This is a genomic window from Clostridium sp. AF02-29, assembly GCF_934835585.1.
In the GTDB taxonomy this organism is placed as follows: Bacteria; Bacillota; Clostridia; order Lachnospirales; family Lachnospiraceae; genus Otoolea; species Otoolea fessa.
In genome coordinates, this window is sequence record NZ_CAKVZK010000003.1 from 17,916 (window position 1) to 43,897 (window position 25,982).

The following is a 25,982-nucleotide window of genomic DNA, read 5'->3' on the forward strand; positions in this document are numbered from 1 at the left end:
GCTGCGGCACTCATGGAGCAGTTTTACCAGAAATGGAAAGCCGGTTTGTGAGTGTTGCGGCGCTCTTTTTCACTATTTTATCTCTGATTAGTAGTTAATAGCTGTGATACCGATAGATCCCTCTTTGTCCAGACCAAAGGTAACTGCCGGTTTACCGGATGGATCGCCTACGATGAAACCTGCCTTGGTCAGTTCGGTGGAAGAAACATCGGCTGTCTTGACTGCCTCAATCAGCGCGTCGGTAAATACTTTGTCTGCGTCGAGAGCCATAAATTCAGTTCTGTTATTTACGACAATCCCGTCATCGATGCCGATGTAGGACGGATAGACAAGCAGCTCGGCTAAATCGTTCATATTTTTATTGGCGATGATGCTTTGAAGGGATCTGGCAAAACCACGGTAAAGTTCTGTGATTTCTTTTTCGCTCAGAGTCTCGTCTTCTGCATGATCTGCATCCGTTGTCTGGGCGGTTTCTTTTTCTCCGGCAGTAGTTGTTTCGCTGGCATCGCTGCTTTCTGCTGATGTACCGTTTTCCTGTGTGGATTCAGCGGCAGTTGTTTCAGCCGTGGTTGTTTCAGACGGCTGGCTGGAGCAGGCGGTCATGCTGGCGGCTGCGATGAGAGTGGAAACCATCAAGGTATAAATTGATTTTCTCATAATTTCCTCCATTTGTAATCAATGGACTCCCGGAAGCTTTCTGTGCTTAATTTTGTGAGATGATTTGCAGGAAAGACTCCGAGAGTACCTATCAATAAGGTATGGACAGTAGGTGTCCTCTGCCTGTATGTTTTGCTGATATGATTATCATATCATAAGGCGATGGGAATGTATATGAGGTTTAATGTAATGCGTTTAAATCCGCCTTTTTAAGCCTTTTATTTTTTATAGAAACAATTCCCACCAACCACCTGATAGCTGGAGTAGCTGTCGTAGTTTGCTGATTTGGTCGAGGTAAAATAAAGGTAGTCGCCTATCTGATTCGCCCCGGCGAGCGCTGCCTTTGCCGCCTTGGTGGCAGTAGAGGACGGTCCTCTATCGAGATATTTGTCAAGCAGGCCGGAGGTCGCGCCTGGGAACTGTCCGTCCGCGTAGATGACGCTGGAGATGGATTTGCCCCATTTGCCAGATTTGACGCGGTTGACGATCAGACTTCCGACTGCCAGATAGCTTTCATAGGATCCGCCGTTGGCTTCCATCGTGAGGCAGGCGGAGAGCAGATAAACGTCGCTCTCGGAGGCGGAGATCACGTAGGATGATTTAGCGGCTGGTGCAGCCGTGCTCTTTTTCGAAGGGCTTCCAGAATTTCCAGATTTTCCTGAAGTCTGGGAGGAACCTTTAGCCGCGTTTGCCTCTGCCTGCGATTTTGCGGCTGCAATCTGGGCTTCCTCGGCGGCTCTGGATGCCTGCTCAGCTTCTTCAGCAGCCTGCCGTGCCGCCTCCAGCGCTGCCATCTCAGCCTCAATGCTGATTGCGCGTCCTGGCTTAACGCTGATTGTGACATAATCAGAAGAAACGTAACCGGAGGTGTCAACAGAAAGCTGGATTTTGACCCATCCAGTTTCCTGACTCAGTACAGGATAGTAGTCCTCCGCGGCAGCCAGACCGACGATGGCAGAATCCGTGCTGGCTTCCTCACGTACATGGAGTGTCTGTGTGCTGACGGTAGCGATATAGAGACCGAGCTCTTTGGCGAGCGGCTTGATATCATCGCCAAATACAAGATAATCGTCCTTGAGCCATCCCTCCAGCCCACCGGAGCGGATTTTTGTCCAGCCATTTTTGCGTTTTAAAATGGTACCGCCGCCTCCGCGGAAGCAGGTGCCGAGTACTTTGGCATCTGTATCTGGTTTTTCTCTCAGGTTCAGCGCATCATCCACATTGGCGACCGCGAGATTTTCATACGGATCGACCGGCTTTTCTTCTTTGATTTTGGCTTTCGCCGTACTTTTAGCATCGGTGCCGGTCTGATGACTGTTTTTTAAGGTGCTGGAAGAAGCGATGGAAGGATCAGAGCCTGCTTTGTTCTTCTTATCAGAAGGTTTAGAGAGGCATAGAAATGCCAGCAGAGCCGCCCCGGCTACAATAAAAAGGATCAGGAAATAGATCGCCATCATTGTTTTATCCATTTTTTTGCGCCTGGAAGAAGCAGGTTTCAAAGGGGAATCGTTCATATCATATATCCTTTCTGATATAAAAACATCTTGGAAATATTACAAAGATATTACAAAATTCTTCATTTACTATAGCAAATGGGGAAATCCTTGTCAACAAAGGGGGATTTTACGATTAGAAAAGGAGATGAAACTGAGTAAAAATGATGTTTTTGGAAACACTATTCCATCAGTGACAGCAATCGTTTCGCCGGAATTCACACGAAACAATCAATCAAAAACAATCATAAAAAATCAAAATTGTGCAATATAACCCAAAAAGAGGCAGTATGTTTGTGAATAAGTTTGATTGATTTTGAATGAAAATGATTTTATAATACAGTCAGAATCAATCAAGATAAGAAAGGAATGAAGGCTTATGATTTATACGGTAACCTTTAATCCATCGTTAGATTATATTGTGTCAGTGAGCGATTTTAAGCTCGGACTGACCAACCGGACGGATTCGGAGCTTTTGCTTCCGGGCGGAAAGGGAATCAATGTTTCGACGGTCCTTCAAAACCTTGGAATTGCCAATACGGCGTTTGGCTTTACTGCCGGGTTTGTCGGCGAGGAGGTTCGGAAGGAAGTGGAGCAGCTGGGCGTGAAAGCCGAGTTTATTTCCCTGGATGAGGGAGTCTCCCGCATCAACCTGAAGCTGAAATCCATCGACGGGACTGAGATCAACGGTCGGGGACCGAAGATTCCGCGGGAAGCGGTGGATGCGCTGATGACCCAGCTTGACCGGCTGGGGGCGGATGATACGTTGGTGCTGGCTGGAAGTATTCCAGCGTCGATGCCGGATGATATTTATCAGAAGATTATGGAGCGCCTGGATGGCAGGGACGTCCGGATTGTTGTGGACGCGACCAAGGATCTGCTGCTCAATGTGCTGGGACACCATCCATTTTTAATCAAACCGAACAATCATGAACTGGGAGACATTTTCGGCGTGAAGCTCTCGGAGCGGGAGGAAGTTGTTCCGTATGCGAAGAAGCTGCAGGAAAAAGGTGCGGTCAACGTGCTGGTTTCGATGGCAGGCAAGGGCGCGGTTCTTCTGGCGGAGGATGGAAGCGTCTATGCGGCGGAAGCACCGAAGGGAACCTTGAAAAATGGTGTCGGAGCCGGAGATTCGATGGTAGCCGGTTTCCTGGCCGGATACGGGGAGAGCGGAGATTATGAACACGCCTTCCGCATGGGACTGGCAGCTGGAAGCGCGAGCGCCTTTTCGGAGCAGCTGGCGACGAAGGATGAGATAAAGAAAGTGTATGAGACCTGTAAAATCACAAAAATCGGATGAGGTTGTATGCAGACATTTTTGAAGCTGGCAGAATGTACTGCCGGATATGCAATGCATACCTGACATTCGGGCATAAATAGGGAGGCAACAGATATGAAGATTACTGATTTACTGGATCCGAGAAGTATATCGCTGGATGCGGCACCCACCAGCAAATCGGAGACACTGGACAAGGCGGTAGAGCTGATGGCGGCGAGCGGAAAGCTGTCGGATGTCGAGGCATTTCGCAAGCAGGTTTATGCGAGAGAAGAAGAGAGCACGACCGGTATCGGCGAGGGGATTGCAATTCCTCATGGAAAATGTGATGCGGTCAAAAAGCCGGGGCTGGCGGCGATGGTCATCAAAAATGGCGTGGATTTCGACTCTCTGGACGGCGAACCGGTCACGCTGCTGTTTCTGATTGCAGCGCCAAATACAAAAGATAACGTACATCTGGATGTGTTGAGCAAGCTTTCCGTTCTCATGATGGATGAGAATTTCTCAGATTCCCTGCGAAATGCCTCTTCGGTGGAAGAATTTCTTTCCATTATTGATAAGGCAGATGCAGAACAGGCAGGCATCGATGAGAGACTGACGGCTGGTTCCGGCGAAGAAGCGGCAGATAGAAATGGAGAAAATGCCGCACAGTCAGGTGGCCAGGAAATTCAGGCGCAAAAAGCGGGTGCAGAGACGGAAAAGACAGTCGGACCGAAGATCTTAGCGGTTACTTCCTGTCCGACCGGTATCGCGCACACCTACATGGCAGCCGAAGGCCTGGAAAAAGCGGCACGCGCGAAGGGCTGGAAGATCAAAGTTGAGACGCGCGGTTCAGCCGGGGCAAAAAATGTGCTGACGGCACAGGAGATCGAGACGGCGGACTGCATCATCGTGGCAGCGGACGCACAGGTGCCGATGGAGCGGTTTGACGGAAAACGAGTGATCGAATGTCAGGTTTCGGACGGTATCAGCAAGGCACCGGAGCTTTTGGAGCGCGCGGCGTCCGGGGAGGTACCGGTTTACCATGCAGCATCATCTGGAAGCAGCAGCCCGGCAAAGGCAGCCTCTGGCGGCAAATCGGGCAGTGTCGGACACCAGATTTACACGCAGCTGATGAATGGTGTCTCCCACATGCTTCCGTTTGTAGTCGGCGGCGGCATCCTGATTGCGATTGCGTTTCTGATTGATGGTTTCAGTGTGGATATGAATGCACTCCCGCTCGAGCAGCGTGTAAACTTTGGTACGATTACCCCGCTGGCGGCATGGTTTAAAAATGTCGGCGGTGTGGCATTTGGCTTTATGCTCCCGATTCTGGCTGGTTTCATCGCGATGGCGATCGGAGATCGCCCGGCGCTGGCAGTCGGTTTTGTCGGCGGCATGATTGCTTCTCAGGGAAAATCAGGTTTCCTTGGCGCCCTGGCGGCAGGTTTTATTGCCGGATATCTGATTCTGGCGCTTCGGAAAGCGTGCGAGAATCTTCCAGAGGCACTGGAAAAGATTGCTCCGGTCCTGATTTACCCGGTTGTGGGCGTCCTGCTCATCGGACTGGTTATGAGCTTCGTCGTAGAGCCGGTCATGGGCGCGATCAATATGGCGTTAAACAATGGTCTGAGCAGCATGGGTGGTTCGAGTAAGCTGATTCTTGGTTTTGTGCTGGCGGCGATGATGGCGATCGACATGGGCGGTCCATTCAACAAGGCGGCATATGTATTTGGTACGGCGGCAATCGCCTCCGGCAACTACGATGTGATGGCAGCTGTTATGATTGGCGGTATGACACCGCCGTGTGCGATTGCGCTGGCAACAATGTTGTTTAAGAAGAAATTTACAAAGGAAGAGCGCGAGGCAGGACCGACCAACTTCATCATGGGTCTGGCATTCATCACGGAGGGCGCGATTCCATTTGCAGCGTCCGATCCGGTACACGTGCTTCCAGCCTGCATCGTCGGTTCGGGTGTTGCGGGAGCGATGAGCATGTTATTTAACTGTACGCTGATGGCGCCGCATGGCGGAATCTTCGTATTCCCAGTCATGGGAAATCCGTTGTTCTATCTGCTGGCACTGGTGGTTGGCATGGCGATCTCGACGGTACTCTTAGGAGTTCTCAAGAAGAATGTAGAAGAATAGATAAATATTTTTTTTTGACGGAATGTGAATCTTTATTAGAAATTTTTTGGTCAAATCAATCAAAATAGGTTATAATGAGAAGGAGAACATCATCATGAAAGAGTTTAAATATACCATTACAGACCCGGAAGGAATCCACGCACGCCCGGCAGGTGAACTGGTAAAGGCGGCAAAACAGTTTACGAGTACGATCAAGCTGGCGAAAGATGGAAAGAGCGGCGACTGCAAAAAGATTTTCGGTATCATGGGACTGGCGGTAAAGAACGGACAGGAAGTAACCCTGACTTTTGAGGGCGAGGACGAAGAAGCAGCTTATGAGGCAGTCAGCCAGTTTATGAAGGAAAATATGTAGTTTAACAAAGATGCCGCGATGTAAGGGATTATTACATGGCGGCATTTTTCGATAATGGATCAATGGAAAGGGGAATGGTCATGCAGACGTATCGTGGAAAAAGTGTATTTGGCGGTGTCGCAGTTGGAAAAATATGTGTGTATCAGAAAGGCGAGCAGACCGTAAAACGGACGAAAATAGAGAATACAGAGCAGGAAAAAGCGCGGTTTAATGCGGCAGTTCAGGAGTCCATCCGCCAGCTCGGCGAGTTGTATGAAAAGGCGGTAAAAGAAGTTGGCGAGGCGAATGCGGCGATTTTTGAGATTCATCAGATCATGCTGGAGGACGAGGACTATCTGGACGCGGTTCAGAATATCATCGATACGCAGAAGGTCAATGCCGAGTATGCGGTTGCGGTGACCGGTGACAATTTCGCCCAGATGTTTGCGGCGATGGAGGACGAATATATGCGTGGGCGCGCGGCGGATGTCAAAGATATTTCGGAGCGGATTGTGCGCGTTCTGTCCGGAGGCGCAGGTCAGGGCATCCATACGGACGAGCCGGTGATTATTCTGGCAGATGATTTAGCGCCATCGGAGACGGTACAGCTTGAAAAGGACAAGGTGCTATCCTTTGTGACGGTACACGGTTCCGTCAATTCCCACACGGCGATCCTGGCGCGTACGATGAGCATTCCGGCGCTGATCGGAACGGACGTGGCGCTCGATGAGACGGTAGATGGGAAATTTGCGGTTGTGGATGGTACTAACGGAGTCCTGTATGTGGAACCGGATGAGGAGACATTGGAAACAATGCGCCGCCGGCAGCAGGAGGAACAGGAGAAGAAAGAACTGCTGCAAACACTGAAAGGGCGCGAAACAGTCACTATGGATGGCAAGAAGATCCGCCTGTATGCGAACATTGGCAACAGCAAGGATCTGGCGTCGGTCATTCAGAACGATGCGGCGGGCATCGGACTGTTCCGCAGCGAATTTTTGTATCTGGAAAAAGAAACATTTCCGACGGAGGAGGAGCAGTTCCAGGTATATAAACAGGTAGCGGAAACGATGGCGGGCAAACCGGTCATTATCCGCACGCTGGACATCGGCGCGGACAAGCAGTGCGATTATTTTGAACTGAAAAAAGAGGAAAATCCGGCGATGGGCTGCCGGGCGATCCGTATCTGCCTGACAAGACCGGAGATTTTCAAGACACAGCTTCGCGCGTTGTTTCGGGCAAGTGCCTATGGCAATCTCCAGATCATGTATCCGATGATCACAAGTGTCTGGGAGGTCGAGGCGATCGCGAAGATTGTCGAGGAGGTCAAGACGGAGCTGACCGCACAGAATCTCCGGTTTGGCGACCCGAAGCAGGGCATTATGATTGAAACCCCGGCGGCAGTCATGGTAAGCCGGGAACTGGCGAAAAAAGTGGACTTTTTCAGCATCGGAACGAACGACCTGACCCAGTATACGCTGGCAGTTGACCGTCAGAACCCGGAGCTGGATGCATTTTACGATCCGCACCATCCGGCGGTGCTGGCGATGATCCGCATGGTTGTCGAAAATGCGCACGCCGAGGGCATCTGGGCAGGTATCTGCGGCGAATTGGGCGCGGATCTGAGTTTGACAAAAGAATTCCTGAAAATGGGTGTGGATGAGCTTTCCGTATCGCCGGGGCGTGTGCTGCCGATTCGGAAGGTCATTGTCGAAAGCAGCTGCAGTTGATAAGAATATTAAGACAGAGAGAAGTGAAAAATTGAGCTAAAAAAGTTCAACCACAGCAGAAGATGAAAGGAAAAGAGTCATGCTGACAGAAAAAAGATACGAACTGATTTTGGAACTTCTGGATAAAAAGAGGAGTGTGACAGTTCCTGAGATTAAAGATGTGCTGGGAGTTTCGGAATCGACGATCCGGCGGGATCTGAATGCGCTTGACAAAGCGGGGCGCCTGACCAAGGTGTTTGGCGGCGCGGTGTCTTCAGACGGGACATTTACGGGAACCGAACCGTCAGTGGCACAGAAGATGGAATTGCAGCAGGAGGAGAAAAGGAGAATCGCCCAGTTTGCGGCGGGACTTATCCAGCCGGATGATTTTGTCTATCTGGACGCGGGCACGACGACCGGGTATATCTTAGACTATCTTCCGGCGCGCAGCGCCACGTTTGTGACGAATGCGGTATCACATGCCAAACGGCTGGCAGCCGCCGGAAACCGCGTAATTCTGATTGGTGGTGAGTTAAAGGGCACGACGGAGGCGGTCATCGGAAGCCAGGCGATCCTGACGATCCAGGGCTATCATTTTACAAAGGGATTTTTTGGAACCAACGGCGTCAGCAAGCGCCACGGTTTCACGACGCCGGATCCGAATGAAGCATTAGTCAAGCAAGAGGCGATGCGCCAGACAGAGCGCTGCTATGTGCTGGCGGACAGCCAGAAATTCGGCATGGTAAGTTCGGTGACGTTCGGGGTGTTTGAAGAAGCGACGATCCTCACGGAGACAGAGCCGCCGGAAGGATTTAGCGGCAGCAAGAATATCCGGGTGGCAAAGTAGAATAGTGAGCAGTAACAATCGTGTTTTTCTAATGAAATCCTAACATATATACGATTTGACAAACTATTAGAATATTGCTATATTTATAGAAAATCAATAGGGCGGCAAACGGGCAGGATTATGTATGACGATCGGGAGGAACGATGGATCCGAACCGATCGCAGTCAGCATGGATCCTGAATCGTTATGCCGCCCTTGTTAGTGTTTACAGTTATGTAAAAGGAGAACTTTCTAAAAGGAGAATTTACCATGCAGCAATTTCACGGCAGTGACGAATACATCGCTTCGGATGAACTGATCCGCAGCGTTAACATTGCGGCGGCGCTCAAAAAGCCGCTCTTAATCAAGGGAGAACCGGGCACTGGAAAGACGATGCTCGCGGAGGCGATTGCCAGATCCCTCGATATGGAACTTTTGATCTGGAATATTAAATCGACGACTCGCGCACAAGACGGTCTTTACGTGTACGATACGGTACAGCGTCTTTACGACAGCCAGTTTGGTGCGGATGGCGTTGATGATATTGCCAGATATATCCGCCTCGGAAAGATGGGAGAGGCATTTGAGAAGGAAAAGCAGACGGTTCTTTTGATCGATGAGATCGATAAAGCGGATTTGGAATTCCCGAACGACCTGCTCTGGGAACTTGACAAGATGGAATTTTACATTCCGGAGACGGGAAAGACTGTCAAAGCGAAGCACCGTCCGATTGTGATTATTACCTCCAATGCGGAGAAGGAGCTGCCGGATGCGTTCCTGCGCCGCTGTATCTTCCATTATATTGCATTCCCGGAGCAGCCGATGATGGAGAAGATCATCAAGGCACATTACCCGGATCTCGACCAGAAGCTGATCGACGGCGTGCTGGACGCCTTCTACCGGGTGCGCGATCTGCGCGGCCTGCAGAAGAAGCCGAGTACCTCCGAGGTGTTGGACTGGATTCAGGCGCTTGTGATCGGCGGCGTGCCGGTGGAGAAGCTGGAAAAGGAGATCCCGTTTGCGGGGGTACTCTTAAAAAAGACAGAGGATTTAAAGCTGGTGGAGAATAACCGATATGTTTACTGATTTTCTGTATCTACTCCGTTCTTACGGGATGAAGACGAGCCTCAATGAGTGGAACAGCCTGATGGATGCGCTGGAAATGAACCTGAACGACGCGAGTCTGACGGAGTTTTACTATATGGCGAGGGCGGTTCTGGTCAAAAAAGAGTCCGAATATGACAAATTTGACCAGGCATTTCTGGCATATTTTAAAAATGTGCAGACGTTTGAGGATCTTCCGAAGGAGGTCTTAGACTGGCTTGCCAAGGCGCACGCGCAGACGCCCTATGATAAGGATGAGGTCGATGCGCGGTTTGCGGGACTTGATCTGGACGATATCCGTAAAATGATGGCGGAACGACTGAAAGAGCAGCATGAGCAGCACCACGGCGGCAATAAGTGGATTGGAACCGGTGGTACGTCGGCATTTGGACATTCCGGTTACAGCCCGAAGGGCATCCGCGTGGGCGGACCGGGCAAAAACCGGAGCGCGCTGCAGGTGGCGGAACAGCGGAATTACCGCGATTTCCGCGACGATGCGGTCATCCAGATCCGGCAGTTCCAGGTGGCGCTCAAAAAGCTGCGTCTTTTATCCTGCCGTGAGGATGGAGCGAAAACGGAGCTCAATGTGGAGAAAACGATCGAGAAGACCTGCAATGAAGGCGGACGTCTGGAGCTCGTCATGGAGCGCCCGAGAAAGAACCAGACGAAGCTTCTGCTTCTGATGGACAGCGGCGGATCGATGTGGGCATATGCGGATCTGTGCAACCGGCTGTTCCAGGCGGTCAATCAGTCGTCCCATTTTAAGGATTTGAAGATTTATTATTTCCACAATTGTTTCTACGATCAGCTGTTTACGACGCCGTCCTGCTCCTGGAGGGATAAGATCTCGACCGAGTGGGTCTTTCACAACCTGAAACCGGAATACAAGGTAATTCTGGTTGGGGATGCGTCGATGGCGCCGTCGGAACTTCTGTACCGCGGCGGCAGTCTCGACTATTTCCACAGCAACGAGCGGACGGGCATTTACTGGCTGCAGGAGATGCACCGGCGTTTTCCGTCGGCGATCTGGCTGAACCCGATGCGGGAAAATAACTGGGCATATGCCTACGGTGCGTACACGATCAGTCTGATCCGCGAGGAGATTCCGATGTTTCCGCTGACGGCGGCAGGACTTGAGGCTGGAATTAAGGAATTGAAAAAATAAATATGGAAAAAAGGGCATTTCCCGATATTGACAACAAAGTAAACTTGTGCTATTATTCATCATAAACTCTTTGCACTGCATATCAAACTACAGTACAAACTGAGCAGACCGTGAATATCATGGGGTCGGGTCGCAGAAGCGACAGTGGAAGTTAGTTTCATCCACGGGACAGTAGTTACTCATACTGGTTCGTGGGTGTTTTTTTATACTTTTTTATGGGTTTGCAGCATCCACCTATCGTTAGTGCCATGAGATATTTTTTGGAGGTAACGAATATGAAACAAAATGATTTTCAGAAGGTGGCAAATCAAGTGTCTTTTGTAACGATAGTAGTGAACATCCTTTTGGCGTTTATGAAGCTGTTAGCCGGCGTGTTCGCACATTCGAATGCGATGATCAGTGACAGTATCCATTCGGCGTCCGATGTGTTCAGCACGATGATCGTGGTGATTGGAATTAAGCTGTCGTCCAAACAGCCGGACAAGGAGCACCCGTATGGACATGAGCGGATGGAGTGTGTGGCTGCGATTGTCCTCTCGATGGTTCTCTTTATGACAGGTCTGGGGATTGGCGTGGAGGCGCTTACGGACGTGCTCAAGGGAGAATACAGTCACCTGCAGGTACCGGGGATGCTGGCGCTGGCAGCGGCTGTTATATCCATTGTCAGTAAAGAAGCGATGTACTGGTACACCCGATATTATGCGAAAAAGATTGATTCCAGCGCACTGATGGCAGATGCATGGCATCACCGTTCTGATGCGTTTTCCTCGATCGGTGCGCTGGTCGGAATCGTGGGCGCGAGAATGGGATTTCCGGTCATGGATCCGATCGCGAGCCTGGTTATTTTCGTCTTTATCGTGAAAGCGGCGTATGAGATTTTTAAAGATGCGATGGATAAAATGGTCGATCATTCCTGTGATGAGAAGACCGAAGAACAGCTGCGCGCCTGCGTTCTTCAGAATCCAGATGTGGCGCGGATTGACCTGCTTCAGACGCGGATCTTTGGCAATAAAATTTATGCGGACATTGAGATTGAGGTAGATGGTTCCATGCCGCTGCGGGAGGCGCACAAGATTGCCGAGTTGGTGCATAACAGCATTGAAAAGACATTTCCGAAGGTAAAACACATTATGGTGCATGTCAATCCGGAAATTGACCGGAAATAGAAAGAAGGACTGCCGCAGACTGGCATATTTCCTTTTGAGCAGACCAAGATAACAATAAAAATCTTGTTTACTTAGAAGAGGGCATGCCAGATGCGGCGGTCCTTTTGGCGCTTTTGGGAACATGAAAATTTTAAACATTTTTAAGGACGTCCTGAAAGTTATACTTCCGGCTCAGCTGCCCCATGCCGGTAAATATAAATAAAGTAAATAAGCTCCGGAATACCGGTGATTCCCCATGAAAAGGCGTACAGCAGGTACAGCGACTGGATTGTGTGGAAGTATGCAAAAATGGTAAAAATCCACGCAAGGCGGAATACTACCGAACCCAATATAACCAGGATGGTCGGAATAACGGTCCGCCCCAGTCCGCGGGATGCCGCCAGGGTGCAGTCCATCAGCGGGCTAAGCCCATAGGAGAGCGCCATGATGGCGAGACGGGTGGTTCCGGCGGTCACAACTTCTGCATCGTTAGTAAAGAGTGACAGGAATGGGACGCGCAGGAGATAGAGCGAAATCCCCAGAATCAGCCCTACGCAGGTGGCATAGAGCAGGCAGAGTTCGTAGCTTCTGCGGCACCGCTCCCGTTTTCCGGCACCACGATTCTGTGCGATAAAGCTGGTGCAGCCTGTGTAGATGGCAGCCATCATATTGTAGACCAGAGGATCTGTGTTGGCAGCGGCTGAGTTGCCCTCGACGATGACATGGTCGAACGAGTTGACACTGGTCTGTACAAAGATGTTTGCGATGGCAAAAAGGATATTCTGAATGGCGGACGGAATGCTGATTTGAAGGATTCTGCCTACCTTGTCCGGCGATATCTGAAGTTCACTCGGGTGAAGTGCATAATTTTCCCGGCTTCGAAGCAGGAGCGCGATGACAAGAGCTGCCGAAATATATTCCGCGATAATGCTGGCCAATGCCACACCTGCGACATCTAGTTTGCAGATAATGACGAAAAATAAATTCAAAATGACATTGATAACACCGGCAAAAGAGAGATAATAGAGCGGGCGCTTTGTATCGCCGGAGGCGCTCAGAACCGCATTTCCGAAGTTAAAGAGTGCCAGCGCTGGCATACCAAAAACATAGATCCTCAGGTATCGGACAGCACCGTCGATCAGCTCCGGCTTCGTATTCATCATCGTGAGAATATGTCTGGCGAACGTGAAACCAAACAGGAGAATCAGAAGCCCGGAGCTGAGGCATAAAATACAGGCGGTATGTACCGTTTCCCGGACATTCCGGTCATTTTTGGCACCGATATAGAGGGCGGTCAGCGCATTGACGCCGCTTGCCATGCCGATGAGGATGCCTGTAAACATCGTGACCAGGATGCTGGTTGAGCCGACGGAACCCAGCGCCAGTGAACCGGCAAATTTCCCGACCACTGCGACATCCGACATATTAAAGACAACCTGAAGCAGGTTGGTAAACATGAGCGGAACACTAAACAATAAAATTTTCTTCCATAAAGCCCCCGTACAGAGATCCATTTCATAGCGTTTCATAAATAAAAGTCTCCCTTCATTTGCAACGAATACCATCATACCGCAAAATGGAAAAACTGCAATCATGAATATGGAAAAAATGAAAGAAAAAGGAAAAAAAAAGGAACCGTTAAGAAATTCTTACGAATTGGATCTTTTGACGATCTTTTTTAGAATCGGTCTGGACTTTTTTTCCGACTCTGCTATAATAAGGATTCAGAATCCATATATACAGGCCGCAGCCAGATGGCGCGGCAGAGAGGTTTGTGAAAAAATGAAAAATAAAAGTATGAGTATACTTAAAATGACTGGTGCAGCAGCTGCACTGGTGCTGATGTTTGCACAGCCAGTACTGGCAGATGGCAGTTTTGCAAATGGAACAAGTGTAAATGGCGTCGCAGTCGGCGGCATGAGCAACGAGGAATCAAAGGCAAAGCTGGAGCAGAATTACGGTTCTTATAAATTAACGATCAAAGAACGTGGAGGCAAGACAGAAGAGATCACCGCAGCGGAGATCGGCTATAAAGTGGTGATTACAAATGAGCTGCAGGCAGCGATTGACCAGCAGGCAGCAGGGGCAGCTGGAGCAGGAGCGCTGACGATCGCAATGCCGCTTTCCTGCGATCAGACGATGCTTGCAAACCGCATTGCTTCCTTAAATTGTATGTCAGATAGTGTAGCACCGACGGTAGATGCCCATATATCCGCCTGGGAAGAAGGAAAAGATTTCACGATTGTTCCGGAAGTAAAGGGAGAATCTGTGGATAAGGCAAAGGTACAGACGGCGATCAATGCAGCGATCGCCTCCGGCATGACAGAGATTGATCTGGAAGCCTTGGGATGTTACACACCGATCCAGGTGACTTCCGGCGATGCATCCTTAAAAGCACTCTGCGCCCAGATGAACCAGGCTAAAAATGCGACCATCACCTTCCATATCGGTGATGCAACCGAGACACTGTCCGGTACTGAATATGTCAGCTGGTATACAGGCGGCGAGAATGGTGTCATTACTGTAGACCGCGATAAGGCAGCTGCCTACATCAAGGCGCTGGCAGCGAAATACGACACAGCTGGAACTACCCGTACCTTCCATACCACTTCCGGAAAAGAGGTTGCCTTGACAGGCCCTTATGGATGGAAGATTGACCAGACTGCAGAGACAGACAACCTGGTTCTGATGGCGCAGACAGGCATCAATCAGGAACGTGAAGTCCAGTTCTCCCAGCAGGCAGCCAGCCATTCAGCCGCAGACTGGGGCAATACCTACGCAGAAGTTGATTTCGGCGCCCAGCATGTATATATGTATGAAAACGGCGCCCTGACCTGGGATGCTCCGTGCGTAACCGGAAACGTATCCAAAAACTACACAACCCCGGAAGGTATTTACAGCCTGACCTACAAGCAGACCGACCGCGTTCTGCGCGGCACCAAACAGGCAGACGGCACATATGAATATGAAAGTCACGTAGACTATTGGATGCCATTCAACGGCGGCATCGGTTTCCATGACGCAAGCTGGAGAAGTAAATTCGGCGGAACCATCTACCAGTATTCCGGTAGCCACGGCTGCATCAATCTGCCGGTTGATAAAGCAAAACTTCTCTACGAGAAAGTATACAAGGGAATGCCGGTTCTCTGCCACAACTAAACATTTCTTCTAAGCGCACATTCAGCAATTAGAAGAAGGACTAGCAGTGACGGCATTACTTTATTAGATAATAAGATAAGACAGTAGATGTCAGCTAAAATCATAAATACAATACTGTCATTAAAAAAGATCCTACGCCACCCAACAGCCGCATTCATGCGCTGTTGGGGGCCAGGATCTTAAATTTTACCAAGTTATCATCCAATAAACAGGAGAAAAAGCCGCCCGAGCGAAAATGGAATTTTCGAAACTGAGGATTTACTTGGCAGATTCGGATTTGATGTTGAAAGAAACCGCAACAAACTTGCTTTGTGAGGATTTCTTTCTGTTTTTAATCAAACCGAAGATGCCTAGAAAATCCCAGTCCTCGAAACCTGATCATTTTTGCTCGGGCGGCTTTTTCTCCGTCCCATCCACGACAATCAAATTATTTAGCTATCTATTTATTTCCCTTCCCCAATAATCAATTCTTCCCCATACGGCAAGGTCTTGATCCAGTCACAGAATGTATGCCACTCCGCCAGCTTATGATCCTTTCTGGCATAATAAATATTAATCAGTGTCTCATAATTAAACGAACAAGTCCGCATCTGATTATAACTGCTCGGCAGCAGCTGGATCATATCATACCAGTCATCCTTATTCTTCGTCTCCAGATAACGCAGGCGGATTTCCTCCAGCTTGGCGATAACTGTTTCCATAAATGCGCGTGTTCCGGCTGTCATGTGGTCGCAGCTGAAATCGTCCATCGAAAACGGTTTGCTGGCGATTTTGTGCATCGTGCTGGTTGAATTGGCGACGGTCGCTACTTTATAAGTATCATATTCTTTCCACCAGTAGAGAGGTGCGGTCACATCGACTGAGACAAATACCTGGCGCAGAAACTTGCGGTGGTCGCTGCCTGCTTTGCGGAGACGTTTCGCAAGGTCGAGATCGTTCGGTCCCAGTTTATATTCGCCATTCTCATCATAAAAGCTGTCCATTCGTCCCCAGCTGTTCATCGGATTGCGGGCACCGCGCATGGCATTTTCCAGATTCATGACGCTGGTACGTTCTAATTTAAGCATAATCAAACTCCTTTTTCATATAAGTGAATTATTTTCAGGATAAACTCACTTTTGTGAGTTGTTTCGGGCGGGATCAGTATACCACAAAAACCATGACCCGTAAACAAAGCATAAAAAAACATACAGAATTACAAGAATCGATAGTTACTGTTCCCGGGTGGGCACTTTTGGAAGCGAAAGTGCCGTAAGAAAACGTGGTGGCAGCAGGAATTTGCCGTATTTAAATGCGAAGCCACGGCAAATTCCGTTACTGGGCACGTATGCGTGAACAGTAACATCGATAAAAATTACAATCCAAAACAGAATACAGGAAAAAACAAAGAGATTATACGATATGCACAGAAAAATATAATGAAAACATGTATTTTTTAATATGAAATAGTATTGACATAAAATGAAAAATATGCTAATATTTAGCCATAGAAATTCATTGATATGAAAATTAAAAAGAAAAAATTAGATTTTACGAAAATGAAATGAGAAAAATTTTCATATCATAATCACGAATTAGACAAAATATCAAAAAGGAGAGATGAGCAATGAGCAATGGATATTTCAAAGTAGAGATGCCGAAAAATGAGCCGGTAAAAGCATATCTTCCGGGAAGTCCGGAGAGAGCCAGCTTAAAGAAAGAGCTGGAGCGCCAGTCCGCACAGGTTGTTCAGGTTCCGATGATCATCGGTGGTAAGGAAGTTTGGACAGAGAGAAAGACCAAAGCAGTTATGCCGCATGACCATGCTCATGTAATCGCAGAAGCAGCTTCCGGCGGTGAGAAAGAGTTAAAGGATGCAATTGCAGCAGCTCTGGCAGCTAGAAAAGCATGGACCGAGATGCCAATGGAACACCGCGTATCTATCTTCTTAAAAGCAGCTGATTTAATCGCTGGTCCGATGAGATATAAAGTAAATGCAGCTACCATGTTAGGACAGAGCAAAACTGTATATCAGGCTGAGATTGATACCTGCGAGCTGATCGATTTCCTTCGTTTCAACGTATATTACTTACAGCAGATTTATGACAGACAGCCGAACAACACACCGAATGTTTGGAACCGCATCGAGTATCGTCCACTGGAAGGTTTCGTAACCGCGATTTCCCCATTCAATTTCACATCCATCGGTGCTAACCTTCCGACCGCTCCGGCGATTGCAGGTAACGTAGTTCTCTGGAAACCGGCTACCACAGCAGTTCTTTCCAATTACTATGTAATGCAGGCCCTGATGGCAGCAGGACTTCCGGCAGGCGTTATCAACTTCGTACCGAGCCGTGGTTCTGACATGAGCAAGTACGTATTAAGCGATCCGAACCTGGCAGGATTCCATTTCACAGGTTCTACCGAAGTGTTCAGCGGTGTTTACTCCTTAGTAGGCGAGAACATCAAGAAATACAAAACATATCCGCGTCTGGTTGGCGAGACTGGTGGAAAGGACTTCATCTTTGCTCATAATTCCGCAGACGTACCGGGTCTGGTAGCAGCTCTGACAAGAGCATCCTACGAGTATCAGGGACAGAAGTGCTCCGCAGCTTCCCGTGCATTTGTTCCGGCAAGCATCTGGCCGCAGGTTAAAGAGGGTATGCTGGCAGAGATTGAGAAGATTAAAATTGGCGATATAACTGATTTCACAAACCTGATGGGCGCTGTTATCGATGCATCCGCATTCAAGACCAACAAAGAGTATATCGATTATGCAAAAGCATCCGAGGATGCAGAAGTTATCTGCGGCGGATACGATGATTCCAAGGGATATTTTGTATATCCGACCCTGATTGAGGCTAAGAAGCCAGACTTCAAAACTATGGTAGAGGAAATCTTTGGACCGGTTATGACCGTATATGTATATCCGGATGACAAACTTGATGAGACTCTGGCAAGCTGCGATACCGCAACTTCCTATGGCCTGTCCGGAGCAATCTTTGCAGATGACCGCGAAGCTATCGTTAAGATGGAAGATGCACTCAAAGGAACAGCCGGAAACTTCTACATCAACGACAAGCCAACTGGTGCAGTTATCGGTCAGCAGCCGTTCGGTGGTGCAAGAGCATCCGGAACCAACGACAAAGCCGGAAGCGAGATCAACATGTATCGCTGGTTAAGCCCGAGAACCATCAAAGAACTTAGAGTACCGTGTCTGGATGTAACTTATCCATACATGGTTGAGGCATAAGAAGTGCAAGACGTCAGGAAAATCAGATGCGTTGTGCTTGCACATAAGCAGATGATTTCCCTGGGCGGATTATAGGGCGCAGCCCGTCCAGCGAAGAAAAGCGCAGCTTTTTTGAGCTGGGGCACTGAGCACGCTGGGGCACTGAGCACGCTGGGGCGCAGCCCGTCCCCATAATTCCCTAAATTAAAACCAACCACCCGGAGGATCGGCGCTGATCCGGAATCTGTGTAACGAAACACACAATTTCATATCGGTGCCGATCCTTTTTATAATTTAGAAATTCTGTCCGAGTATCCCAGCCACACCCGCTCAGATATTGTTCCGTTTGTTTGGAATGAAATTGCGGCATTCTGTTATTAAAAATCCCATTATGTTACTGCTCACACATGTGTGCCCAGCAACGGGATTTTGCCGATGCTGCGCATTCCAAATCGGCAAAATCTGCTGCGAGAACTGTATCGTACGGAATTTTCAGTTCAGAAAATTCCTATTTGTGAACAGTTACCCTATTATTCCTTACATTCATCTGATTTGAACCAGTCCTTGTATTTTTCATAAAGATCCAGTAAAATCAAATACGAAATATGGATTTGAGGATTTGTTTTTGTTCAAATTTTCTCAGTTCGATTTTAAATTCAAACAAAAAGGATGAGAAAGCAATGACGGTGATCGATGTATCTGGCTGCGGAAGCGGTGCGGTGTTTTTGATAAAGGGAAAAGCCAATCTCCTGTTCGAGGCGGGGATGGCGTATGCTGCCGATCAGATGGTGGAAAATATAAAAAGAGAACTGGGCGATGCAGAGTTAGACGCGGTTCTTTTATCCCATTCCCATTATGATCATGTAGCGGGGCTTCCGGCGGTGCGGAAAGCATGGCCGGGGGTGAAAACATATGCTTCCGAGCGCGCAAAAGAAATTTTAGTGAAACCGGGCGCTTTGAAGACGATCCGGCGTCTAAGCGGCGAGGCGGCAGAAGCGGCGGGGCTTCCATGGGATTCGGAATATGACGATGCAGATTTACAGATTGATGTATCGCTGGAGGACGGCGAGACGATCGAACTGGGCGACCATACGATCTACGCGTTTGCGACGATCGGCCACACGAAATGTTCCATGTCTTACCTGATTGATGATGAGTTGATGCTGTGCAGTGAGACGGTAGGCGTCATGGGGCATGATGGGAGTTATATGCCGTCGTTTCTGGTAGACTATAAGGCGGCAGAAGAATCGATCGAGTATTCATCGGAATTGGATGCAAAAGAGATTATTTTAAACCACTATGGCTTGGTCAGTGAAGCGGATAAGGCGGCGATCTGGGATGTCCTGATGCAGAAGCTTCGTGACAGCCGTGATGTCATGATTGATATTATGAACCGGTTCCCGGAAGAAGAGGCGGCGCTTCGGGAGATGGAGCGCGTGTTCCATTCTCATGTAGATAAGAAAGAACAGCCAGACGAGGCATTCTATATCAATGCGGCGAGCATGATGAAGACACTCAAAAGACAGTTTCCGGAACGGTTTCCGAGACATTTTCAGCTGATTGCGGCAGTGGATCGGAACTGGGGTATCGGCAATAAAGGGCAGATGCTGACGGTGATCCCGGCGGATCAGAAATTATTCCGGCAGGAAACGATGGGAAAAATCATCGTGATGGGCTATAAAACGTTTCTGACCTTCCCGGCTCAGCGACCGCTGGATGGCAGAATCAACCTGATTTTGACAAAAAAGAAGGCTCTGAGCGTAAAGGGGGCAGAGATCTGCCACAGTGTCGAGGAGGCGCTGGTGCGGATTGACGAGCTGAAACAGGAAAAACATCTGACAGATGTAGATGTCGTCATCATCGGCGGCGAGTCGGTTTACCGGCAGTTCCTTCCGTTCTGCGACACAGCGCAGATCACCTGGATTGATTTTTCCTATGTGGCAGACACACACATGGTTGATCTGGAGAAAGAAGGCTGGGAACTGGTAAGACGAAGCGGCGAGCAGACATTTTTCAATTTGTGCTATGAATTCAGGGAATATCGGAAGCTGGAAAAGGAATCGCTCTAAGGTTGTCAAAAATAGGACAAAGTGGTAAAATAATTGAGAATTCTGAAAAGTCAAACAATAAAATGTTCATATATCAGTAAGGAGGAATAGAATGTACCCGATTTTAAAAGCTGAAAAACTGGCAGATAAGATTTATCTGATGGTTGTAGAAGCACCGCGTGTAGCGCGTGCATGTGAGCCGGGCGAATTTGTCATCGTCAAGATGGGCGAAGAGGGCGAGAGAATCCCGCTGACCATCTGTGATTTTGACCGTCAGGCAGGAACGATCACGATCGTATTCCAGACCGTGGGAGCTTCTACCGAGAAGATGAGCACCCTCAAGGCTGGGGATGCATTCCATGATTTCGTAGGACCGCTTGGAAATCCGTCCGAGTTTATCCATGAGGATGTAGAAGAGCTGAAAAAGAAGAAATACCTCTTCGTAGCCGGCGGCGTCGGTGCGGCTCCGGTTTATCCGCAGGTAAAATGGATGCATGAGCACGGCATTGATGTAGATGTTATCGTAGGTTCTAAGACCAAAGATCTGCTGATCCTGACCGAGGAGATGGAGAAGGCAGCCGGAAACCTTTACATCACAACCGATGATGGCAGCTTTGGCATTAAAGGTATGGTTACAGGTGTCATCGAGGATTTAGTTGAAAAACAGGGACGCAAGTACGATGTCTGTGTTGCAATCGGACCGATGATCATGATGAAATTTGTCTGCCTGCTGACGAAAAAACTGGAGATTCCGACGATTGTCAGTCTGAACCCGATCATGGTAGATGGAACCGGTATGTGTGGTGCCTGTCGTGTCACTGTAGGCGACCAGGTCAAATTTGCCTGCGTAGACGGACCGGAGTTTGATGGACATCTTGTTAATTTTGACGAGGCGATGGAACGTCAGAGAATTTATAAGACTCAGGAAGGCAGAGCGATGCTGCGCTTGAAAGAGGGCGATACTCATCACGGCGGATGCGGACAGTGCGGAGGTGACAAATAATGGAAGCAAAGAGAGATATGATGAAAAAGGTGCCGGTCAGAGAGCAGGATCCGAAGGTACGTGCGACTAATTTTAAAGAGGTATGTCTCGGCTATAATATGGAAGAAGCAGTTGCGGAGTCTGAGAGATGTCTGAACTGTAAAAATGCAAAATGTATCGCTGGATGCCCGGTTTCCATCAATATTCCGGCGTTTATCCAGGAAGTAAAAGCGGGAAATATTGAGGAGGCAGCGAAAGTCATCGCACTTTCTTCGGCACTTCCGGCAGTCTGTGGACGTGTCTGCCCACAGGAATCCCAGTGTGAGGGACAGTGTGTGCGCGGTATCAAGGGCGAGGCGGTTTCCATTGGTAAACTTGAGCGCTTCGTGGCAGACTGGTCCCGTGAGCATGGTTTTGTACCGGCAGCGCCGGAGAAGACAAACGGAAAGAAAGTAGCAGTCATCGGTTCCGGTCCTGCAGGTCTGACCTGTGCAGGCGATCTGGCAAAACTGGGCTATGAAGTAACCATTTTCGAGGCACTTCATGAGCCGGGCGGAGTATTGACCTACGGCATTCCGGAGTTCCGTCTTCCGAAGAGCGGCGTTGTACAGCCGGAGATCGAGAATGTCCGCAAGCTGGGCGTTAAGATTGAGACAAACGTAGTTATCGGAAAATCTATCACAATCGACGAGCTGATGGATGAAGAAGGTTTCCAGGCAGTCTTCATCGGTTCTGGTGCCGGACTTCCGAAGTTCATGGGTATTCCGGGTGAAAATGCCAACGGCGTATTTTCTGCAAATGAGTACCTGACCAGAAATAACCTGATGAAGGCATTCCGCGATGATTATGACACACCGATTATGGAATCGAAGAAGGTAGTTGTAGTCGGCGGCGGAAACGTAGCGATGGATGCGGCAAGAACGGCTCTGCGTCTCGGTGCAGAAGTACATATTGTATATAGAAGAAGTGAGAAAGAGCTTCCGGCACGTGTGGAGGAAGTACATCACGCAAAAGAGGAGGGCATCTATTTTGACCTTCTGACCAACCCGGTTGAGATTCTCGAGGATGAGAACGGATGGGTCAAAGGCATCGTATGCCGCCGTATGGAGCTTGGCGAGCCGGATGAATCTGGAAGAAGACGTCCGGTTGAGGTGGTCGGTTCTGATTTCACGATCGATGCAGATACCGTTATCATGGCGCTGGGTACTTCCCCGAACCCGCTGATTTCCAATACGACCAAAGGTCTGGAGATCAACCGCTGGAGATGTATCGTGGCGGATGAGAGCAATGGAAAGACAACGAAAGAGGGCGTTTACGCCGGAGGCGACGCGGTGACTGGCGCGGCTACGGTTATTCTCGCGATGGAAGCCGGACGAGCAGGTGCAAGAGGCATCGACGAGTATCTTTCTGCAAAATAATGAAATCTCATCATGTAGATTTGCTGAATGAAGCAATCGCCCCGGCACTGACCCGGCTGGCGCTTCCGATCATGGCGACCTCTTTGGTTCAGATGCTTTACAATCTGACAGATATGGCGTGGATCGGACGCCTCGGGGCAGGCGCCGTCACGGCGGTGGGATCGGCAGGTATGTATACCTGGTTTTCACAGGGATTTGCGATTTTGGCGAGGACGGGCGGTCAGGTAAAGACCGCCCATTGTCTTGGTGCGGGAGAAAATGACAGTGCGGCGCAGTATGCGAGAGGTGCGCTGCAGTTGGGAATTTTGTTTGCCGTGCTGTATGGGCTGGTTTCGCTCTTTGGAGCCAGTCGGTTAATTGGATTTTTTAAATTAAACAGCCCGGAGGTGATTGCACAGGCAGAATGGTATGTGCGGATCGCCTGTGGGCTTGTGATCTTTTCTTATCTAAATGCGATCTTGACCGGACTTTTGACGGCGGCGGGAAACAGCCGGACACCGTTTATCGTCAACGTGGCGGGGCTTGTCTTCAATGTTGTGCTGGATCCGGTGCTGATCTTTGGAATCGGACCATTTCCGGAACTGGGAGTCAGCGGAGCAGCGGCTGCGACGGTCACGGCACAGGCGCTCGTAAGCCTCCTGTTTTTCAAGGCAGTCCTGCGGGAAAAGGTGCTGTTTCCGCATCTGCGTCTCTGGGTGCTGGTTCCGGTGAAGGTTTGGAGGGAGATCGTGCGGATCGGTGTGCCGTCGGCGGTGCAGAACCTGATTTACGCTGGAATTTCGATGATTCTGACCCGCCTTATCACCGGATGGGGTGATCTGGCAGTGGCGGCACAGCGTGTTGGCAGTCAGATTGAATCCGTTTCCTGGATGGTCGGAGATGGCTTTTCGGCGGCAGTCAATGCATTCCTCGGACAGAATTATGGGGCGAAGCGGTATGACCGTGTGCGCCGCGGCTATTTCTGTGCGATCGCGATGACGGCGGCGTGGGGACTCTGCACGACATTTTTGCTGATCGGAATGGCGCGTCCGCTGTTCTCGATCTTTTTGCAGGAAGAAGAGGTCATGGCGATCGGCGTCAATTACCTGCGGATTGTGGGACTGAGCCAGATGTTTATGATGGTGGAACAGACCTCGATCGGTGCGTTTTCCGGTCTGGGGCGAACGCTGTATCCGTCGATCATCAGCGTGACCTTTACCTCCGCGCGCATCCCAGTGGCGGTGTTGTTGTCCTCTGTGATGGGACTTAGCGGTATCTGGTGGGCGTTAAGTATTTCCAGCATGGTAAAGGGATGTATTCTGTTCGTTAGTTTTGTCGTGTTTTTGTATGTTTTTTTGGAGAGAAAGAAAGATGAGAAAACCGTCTGAAAAGTTACAAAAAACCTATGGACGAATTGAGAATTTCGTGAGATAATAGGGACAGGATTGATGTGATAAAATTAACAAAGTACAAAATCCAATCATTTCGAAAGGAGTCTTACAATGATTTATTCACAAGAAGTAGAAAATATGTGTCCAGTAGCCCAGGGCGTAAATCACGGCGCTGCTCCGATCCCGGAGGAGGCAAAGTGGGTTAAGTCCAAAGAAGTAAAGGATATTTCCGGTTTAACACACGGTGTTGGCTGGTGTGCGCCGCAGCAGGGTGCTTGTAAGCTGACCCTGAATGTTAAGGAAGGTATCATTCAGGAGGCTCTGGTAGAGACGATCGGATGTTCTGGTATGACCCATTCTGCAGCGATGGCAGCAGAGATTCTTCCGGGAAGAACCGTACTGGAAGCATTAAATACAGACCTTGTCTGTGATGCAATCAACACCGCCATGCGTGAGCTGTTCCTCCAGATCGCATATGGCAGAACGCAGAGTGCGTTTTCTGAAGAGGGGCTTCCGATTGGCGCCGGCCTTGAAGACCTTGGAAAAGGACTCCGCTCTCAGGTAGGTACGATGTACGGAACTCTGAAAAAAGGTCCGCGTTACCTTGAGATGGCAGAAGGCTATGTAACAGGAATTGCACTGGATGAAGAAGATCAGATCATTGGTTACCAGTTTGTAAACTTAGGTAAGATGACCGACTTCATCAAGAAGGGCGACGATCCGACCACTGCATATGAGAAGGCAAAAGGTCAGTACGGCCGTGTAGACGATGCAGTTAAGATTATCGATCCGAGACAGGAATAATCACAGGGTACATAGTTAAGGAGGAACATCACAATGGCATTATTTGAATCATACGAGAGACGAATTGACAAGATCAATTCCGTATTAAATAGCTATGGCATTGCTTCGATCGAAGAAGCTGAGAAGATCACGAGGGATGCCGGACTGGATGTATACGATCAGGTAAAGAAGATCCAGCCAATCTGTTTTGAAAATGCGTGCTGGGCTTACACGGTAGGCGCGGCAATCGCAATCAAGAAAGGCTGCCGCAGAGCTGCCGATGCGGCGGCAGCGATCGGCGAGGGACTGCAGGCATTCTGTATTCCGGGTTCCGTAGCAGATCAGCGTAAAGTAGGTCTGGGACATGGAAACTTAGGTAAGATGCTTCTGGAAGAAGAAACCGACTGCTTCTGCTTCCTGGCAGGTCATGAGTCCTTTGCAGCCGCAGAGGGTGCGATCGGTATCGCAGAGAAAGCAAACAAAGTTCGTAAAAAACCGCTTCGCGTTATCTTAAACGGTCTTGGCAAAGATGCGGCTCAGATCATTTCCCGTATCAACGGCTTTACATATGTAGAGACAGAGATGGATTATTACACAGGCGAAGTGAAAGAACTGTGGAGAAAATCTTACTCCAAGGGACTTCGTGCGAAAGTAAACTGTTATGGTGCAAATGACGTTACCGAGGGTGTAGCGATCATGTGGAAAGAGGGCGTAGACGTTTCCATCACCGGTAACTCCACCAACCCGACCCGTTTCCAGCATCCGGTAGCAGGTACATATAAGAAGGAATGCGTAGAGAAAGGCAAGAAATACTTTTCCGTAGCATCCGGCGGCGGTACAGGACGTACCCTTCACCCGGATAACATGGCAGCAGGTCCGGCTTCTTACGGTATGACTGATACCATGGGACGTATGCACTCCGATGCACAGTTCGCAGGTTCTTCCTCTGTACCGGCTCATGTAGAGATGATGGGTCTGATCGGTATGGGTAATAACCCGATGGTCGGCGCTACTGTGGCGGTTGCGGTAGGGATTGAGGAAGCTGCGAAGGCTGGGAAATTCTAAAAATTATTGATTTTTCAAGGGTTTTAAGGGTGGTTAGATGTGGTGAAAAGCAGTAAAAAGTACATCATTTGTTAATTACTTGTTAACTATTTGTTAACCATACTTGTTAACCTAAG

The 25,982-nt window shown here is 49.2% G+C and carries 20 protein-coding genes and 1 riboswitch; of the genes, 16 read left to right on the forward strand and 4 right to left on the reverse strand.

The genetic code is table 11. The features are described from left to right. Positions 1-87 precede the first annotated feature (87 nt). On the reverse strand, positions 88-657 hold the full coding sequence (locus PUQ60_RS01460; protein WP_273379777.1) for a hypothetical protein: 570 nt from the start codon (positions 655-657) through the stop codon (positions 88-90). Between the two features lie 218 nt (positions 658-875). After that, positions 876-2,126, reverse strand: coding sequence for a cell wall hydrolase (locus tag PUQ60_RS01465; protein WP_273379779.1), 1,251 nt, complete (start codon positions 2,124-2,126; stop codon positions 876-878). Between the two features lie 403 nt (positions 2,127-2,529). Between PUQ60_RS01465 and pfkB the strand changes: the two genes are divergently transcribed. From pfkB to PUQ60_RS01505, 8 genes are all read left to right on the forward strand, one after another. Then, positions 2,530-3,450 carry a 1-phosphofructokinase gene (pfkB, locus tag PUQ60_RS01470; protein WP_118651270.1) on the forward strand — a complete coding sequence of 307 codons (921 nt, stop codon included), beginning with the start codon at positions 2,530-2,532 and terminating at the stop codon, positions 3,448-3,450. Positions 3,451-3,543: 93 nt separating this feature from the next. Continuing rightward, entirely contained in the window at positions 3,544-5,553 is a 2,010-nt protein-coding gene (locus PUQ60_RS01475; RefSeq protein ID WP_273379781.1) for a fructose-specific PTS transporter subunit EIIC, read from the forward strand. A gap of 94 nt (positions 5,554-5,647) precedes the next feature. Then, positions 5,648-5,905, forward strand: coding sequence for an HPr family phosphocarrier protein (locus PUQ60_RS01480; RefSeq protein ID WP_022359198.1), 258 nt, complete (start codon positions 5,648-5,650; stop codon positions 5,903-5,905). Positions 5,906-5,985: 80 nt separating this feature from the next. Beyond that, entirely contained in the window at positions 5,986-7,611 is a 1,626-nt protein-coding gene (gene ptsP / locus PUQ60_RS01485; RefSeq protein ID WP_273379785.1) for a phosphoenolpyruvate--protein phosphotransferase, read from the forward strand. A 79-nt stretch (positions 7,612-7,690) separates the two neighbouring features. Next, positions 7,691-8,437, forward strand: coding sequence for a DeoR/GlpR family DNA-binding transcription regulator (locus PUQ60_RS01490; RefSeq protein WP_118523681.1), 747 nt, complete (start codon positions 7,691-7,693; stop codon positions 8,435-8,437). Positions 8,438-8,686: 249 nt separating this feature from the next. Further along, complete coding sequence (locus tag PUQ60_RS01495) at positions 8,687-9,502, forward strand: MoxR family ATPase (protein WP_022359195.1); 816 nt, start codon at positions 8,687-8,689, stop codon at positions 9,500-9,502. Beyond that, a complete protein-coding gene (locus PUQ60_RS01500; protein ID WP_273379787.1) occupies positions 9,492-10,685 on the forward strand; it encodes a VWA domain-containing protein in 1,194 nt (397 codons plus the stop codon). Before PUQ60_RS01495 ends, PUQ60_RS01500 begins: the two co-directional genes overlap by 11 nt. Positions 10,686-10,774: 89 nt before the next feature. Then, positions 10,775-10,859, forward strand: a riboswitch (NiCo riboswitch). A 101-nt stretch (positions 10,860-10,960) separates the two neighbouring features. Further along, positions 10,961-11,851, forward strand: a complete 891-nt coding sequence (locus tag PUQ60_RS01505; RefSeq protein WP_117796348.1) for a cation diffusion facilitator family transporter — start codon at positions 10,961-10,963, stop codon at positions 11,849-11,851. 158 nt (positions 11,852-12,009) lie between these two features. Here PUQ60_RS01505 and PUQ60_RS01510 read toward each other — a convergent pair whose 3' ends face one another. Then, a complete protein-coding gene (locus PUQ60_RS01510) occupies positions 12,010-13,359 on the reverse strand; it encodes an MATE family efflux transporter (RefSeq protein WP_273379789.1) in 1,350 nt (449 codons plus the stop codon). Between the two features lie 268 nt (positions 13,360-13,627). On the opposite strand from PUQ60_RS01510, the gene PUQ60_RS01515 reads away from it, so the two are divergent. Further along, positions 13,628-14,989, forward strand: a complete 1,362-nt coding sequence (locus tag PUQ60_RS01515; protein ID WP_273379791.1) for a L,D-transpeptidase family protein — start codon at positions 13,628-13,630, stop codon at positions 14,987-14,989. A 443-nt stretch (positions 14,990-15,432) separates the two neighbouring features. Here PUQ60_RS01515 and PUQ60_RS01520 read toward each other — a convergent pair whose 3' ends face one another. Continuing rightward, complete coding sequence (locus PUQ60_RS01520; protein WP_107000350.1) at positions 15,433-16,056, reverse strand: hypothetical protein; 624 nt, start codon at positions 16,054-16,056, stop codon at positions 15,433-15,435. Positions 16,057-16,595: 539 nt separating this feature from the next. On the opposite strand from PUQ60_RS01520, the gene pruA reads away from it, so the two are divergent. The 7 genes from pruA (at position 16,596) to PUQ60_RS01560 (ending at position 25,866) form a co-directional block, all read left to right on the forward strand. After that, the gene (gene pruA / locus PUQ60_RS01525; protein WP_022359688.1) at positions 16,596-18,221 is read left to right on the forward strand and encodes an L-glutamate gamma-semialdehyde dehydrogenase; all 1,626 of its coding nucleotides are present in this window, start codon (positions 16,596-16,598) and stop codon (positions 18,219-18,221) included. Between the two features lie 659 nt (positions 18,222-18,880). Further along, positions 18,881-20,269: a dihydrofolate reductase gene (locus PUQ60_RS11440; RefSeq protein WP_337955617.1), complete on the forward strand. Its 1,389-nt coding sequence runs from the start codon at positions 18,881-18,883 to the stop codon at positions 20,267-20,269. A 91-nt stretch (positions 20,270-20,360) separates the two neighbouring features. Continuing rightward, complete coding sequence (locus PUQ60_RS01540; protein WP_022359686.1) at positions 20,361-21,251, forward strand: sulfide/dihydroorotate dehydrogenase-like FAD/NAD-binding protein; 891 nt, start codon at positions 20,361-20,363, stop codon at positions 21,249-21,251. Next, a complete protein-coding gene (gene gltA, locus PUQ60_RS01545) occupies positions 21,251-22,648 on the forward strand; it encodes an NADPH-dependent glutamate synthase (protein ID WP_273401203.1) in 1,398 nt (465 codons plus the stop codon). Before PUQ60_RS01540 ends, gltA begins: the two co-directional genes overlap by 1 nt. Positions 22,649-22,668: 20 nt before the next feature. Continuing rightward, positions 22,669-24,015 carry an MATE family efflux transporter gene (locus tag PUQ60_RS01550; protein WP_337955618.1) on the forward strand — a complete coding sequence of 449 codons (1,347 nt, stop codon included), beginning with the start codon at positions 22,669-22,671 and terminating at the stop codon, positions 24,013-24,015. Positions 24,016-24,129: 114 nt separating this feature from the next. Next, on the forward strand, positions 24,130-24,822 hold the full coding sequence (locus PUQ60_RS01555; RefSeq protein ID WP_022359683.1) for a hypothetical protein: 693 nt from the start codon (positions 24,130-24,132) through the stop codon (positions 24,820-24,822). Positions 24,823-24,855: 33 nt separating this feature from the next. Continuing rightward, entirely contained in the window at positions 24,856-25,866 is a 1,011-nt protein-coding gene (locus PUQ60_RS01560; RefSeq protein WP_273417108.1) for a GGGtGRT protein, read from the forward strand. Positions 25,867-25,982 lie beyond the last annotated feature (116 nt).

Excerpts from the sequence above, each read along its gene's own strand:
- PUQ60_RS01460 (WP_273379777.1), bottom strand. The coding sequence starts at position 657 with ATGAGAAAATCAATTTATACCTTGATGGTTTCCACTCTCATCGCAGCC.
- PUQ60_RS01465 (WP_273379779.1), bottom strand. The coding sequence starts at position 2,126 with ATGGATAAAACAATGATGGCGATCTATTTCCTGATCCTTTTTATTGTA.
- pfkB (WP_118651270.1), top strand. The coding sequence starts at position 2,530 with ATGATTTATACGGTAACCTTTAATCCATCGTTAGATTATATTGTGTCA.
- PUQ60_RS01475 (WP_273379781.1), top strand. The coding sequence starts at position 3,544 with ATGAAGATTACTGATTTACTGGATCCGAGAAGTATATCGCTGGATGCG.
- PUQ60_RS01480 (WP_022359198.1), top strand. The coding sequence starts at position 5,648 with ATGAAAGAGTTTAAATATACCATTACAGACCCGGAAGGAATCCACGCA.
- ptsP (WP_273379785.1), top strand. The coding sequence starts at position 5,986 with ATGCAGACGTATCGTGGAAAAAGTGTATTTGGCGGTGTCGCAGTTGGA.
- PUQ60_RS01490 (WP_118523681.1), top strand. The coding sequence starts at position 7,691 with ATGCTGACAGAAAAAAGATACGAACTGATTTTGGAACTTCTGGATAAA.
- PUQ60_RS01495 (WP_022359195.1), top strand. The coding sequence starts at position 8,687 with ATGCAGCAATTTCACGGCAGTGACGAATACATCGCTTCGGATGAACTG.
- PUQ60_RS01500 (WP_273379787.1), top strand. The coding sequence starts at position 9,492 with ATGTTTACTGATTTTCTGTATCTACTCCGTTCTTACGGGATGAAGACG.
- PUQ60_RS01505 (WP_117796348.1), top strand. The coding sequence starts at position 10,961 with ATGAAACAAAATGATTTTCAGAAGGTGGCAAATCAAGTGTCTTTTGTA.
- PUQ60_RS01510 (WP_273379789.1), bottom strand. The coding sequence starts at position 13,359 with ATGAAACGCTATGAAATGGATCTCTGTACGGGGGCTTTATGGAAGAAA.
- PUQ60_RS01515 (WP_273379791.1), top strand. The coding sequence starts at position 13,628 with ATGAGTATACTTAAAATGACTGGTGCAGCAGCTGCACTGGTGCTGATG.
- PUQ60_RS01520 (WP_107000350.1), bottom strand. The coding sequence starts at position 16,056 with ATGCTTAAATTAGAACGTACCAGCGTCATGAATCTGGAAAATGCCATG.
- pruA (WP_022359688.1), top strand. The coding sequence starts at position 16,596 with ATGAGCAATGGATATTTCAAAGTAGAGATGCCGAAAAATGAGCCGGTA.
- PUQ60_RS11440 (WP_337955617.1), top strand. The coding sequence starts at position 18,881 with ATGACGGTGATCGATGTATCTGGCTGCGGAAGCGGTGCGGTGTTTTTG.
- PUQ60_RS01540 (WP_022359686.1), top strand. The coding sequence starts at position 20,361 with ATGTACCCGATTTTAAAAGCTGAAAAACTGGCAGATAAGATTTATCTG.
- gltA (WP_273401203.1), top strand. The coding sequence starts at position 21,251 with ATGGAAGCAAAGAGAGATATGATGAAAAAGGTGCCGGTCAGAGAGCAG.
- PUQ60_RS01555 (WP_022359683.1), top strand. The coding sequence starts at position 24,130 with ATGATTTATTCACAAGAAGTAGAAAATATGTGTCCAGTAGCCCAGGGC.
- PUQ60_RS01560 (WP_273417108.1), top strand. The coding sequence starts at position 24,856 with ATGGCATTATTTGAATCATACGAGAGACGAATTGACAAGATCAATTCC.